Source organism: Kitasatospora sp. NPDC036755 (assembly GCF_040636595.1).
GTDB lineage: Bacteria > Actinomycetota > Actinomycetes > Streptomycetales > Streptomycetaceae > Kitasatospora.
In genome coordinates, this window is sequence record NZ_JBEZUT010000673.1 from 1 (window position 1) to 1432 (window position 1432).

Here is a 1432-nt window from a genome sequence, read left to right on the forward strand (position 1 = left end):
GCCCGTACCGCAGGTACACCTGCCTCAACCCCAGGGCGCATGAGGACGGCGGGTGCGAGCACGAAGACCGGATCGTGCCCGGGCACGTCAGGGGACCGGCGGACAAGCCCCTGCGGGTGCGGGGGACGGTCAACCTGTGGGACCACCAGCCCGAGTGAGTAGGGAGAGGCCCGCGCCTGGGTGCCGGGAGTAGGCCATGTGTCCGGCGGGCAGCGTCCCGCCGGACAGCAGCGATCGGGATCGGGAGGGGAACAGATGTCACGGATTCCACGGCGGCAGGCAGGGGCGGGGGCCTCGGCGGAGAGGATGGGCCGCGGCCAGCGCGACGCCGTACGGGTACGCCAGCACGCGACCGCCCGTTGGGCGCTTCCGGCGGCGGCGGTCGGCGGCCTGGTCGTCGCCGTGCTCGTCGGGGCGACGGGCTGGCTCGCGCTGGTCCTGGTCCTCGCGTTCGTCGCGGCGGCGGCTCGCCGGGTGTACCGGCCGGGGTCGGCGGAGAACAGCTGGACGAAGGGGGCGGCGGGCGAGCGCCGGACGGCGGAGATGCTGATCCCGCTGCAGCGGGACGGCTGGACGGCGCTGCACGACCGGACGGTGCCCGGCAGCCGCGCGAACCTGGACCACCTGCTGATCGGCCCGGCCGGGGCCGTCATGGTCGACACAAAGAACTGGCAGAGCACCAAGTCCCGGCTGCGGGTCGACGGCGGCCAGCTCTTCTACGGCCGGTACGACCAGACGAAGACGTTGCAGACCGCGGCGTGGGAGGCCCGGCAGGCGGCCCGTGCGCTCGGGGTGCCAGTGCGGGCCGTCGTCGCCGTCCACGGGGCCGCGGTGCCCGGAGGGGTGGTGATGCTGGAGGACGTCACGGTGGTGCCGGCCAAGCGGGTCCGCAGCATCCTGCGCAACCTCGCCCCGGTGCCGGGGTTCGACCAGGCCCGGGTCCGGCAGCTGGTCGCGCACGCCGAACGGGTACTGCCTCCGCACGGCGGCTGACTCCTGGTCAGCGAGAGAGGGGCCCTGGCCAGCGCCGGGGCCCCTTCGCTGTTCCCTGCCGGAGATCCGAAATACCGACTTATTGACATTGACCATCGCACGGTCACCCCTCCAGCCCGCGCGCTCGGCACCCGCCGGCGGAGAGCACCGAGCCGTCCGGCGCCCCGCGCCGGACGGCGGCCCCCGCTCCCCGACCAGCCACACGTCCTCTGTTTGTTCGTCTCGGCCTTCGCGGCTGCCGAGTCTCAGGACCGCTCCTGCTCACTACGGTCCGCCGTCCGGCTGCGTCAGCACGGCGGCACGCACGGAGCCGCACGCGAAGCGCGAACAACCACCGGAAGCACCACCCGATCGGAGGACCTGGCGGCGGAGCTGGCGAGCACTGCGGAGAGCGCCTTCGGCACGTAGCCGGACAATGCGAAGGGGCCCCGCGGTCGAC

Annotated in this window: 1 protein-coding gene; it reads left to right on the forward strand. The window is 73.8% G+C overall.

The genetic code is table 11. The annotated features are described in order from the left end of the window. The first annotated feature begins 306 nt into the window (after nt 1–306). Complete coding sequence (locus tag AB0E96_RS41125) at nt 307–993, forward strand: nuclease-related domain-containing protein (protein WP_359831949.1); 687 nt, start codon at nt 307–309, stop codon at nt 991–993. The last annotated feature ends 439 nt before the right edge of the window (nt 994–1432 follow it).

Excerpts from the sequence above, each read along its gene's own strand:
- AB0E96_RS41125 (WP_359831949.1), top strand. The coding sequence starts at position 307 with ATGGGCCGCGGCCAGCGCGACGCCGTACGGGTACGCCAGCACGCGACC.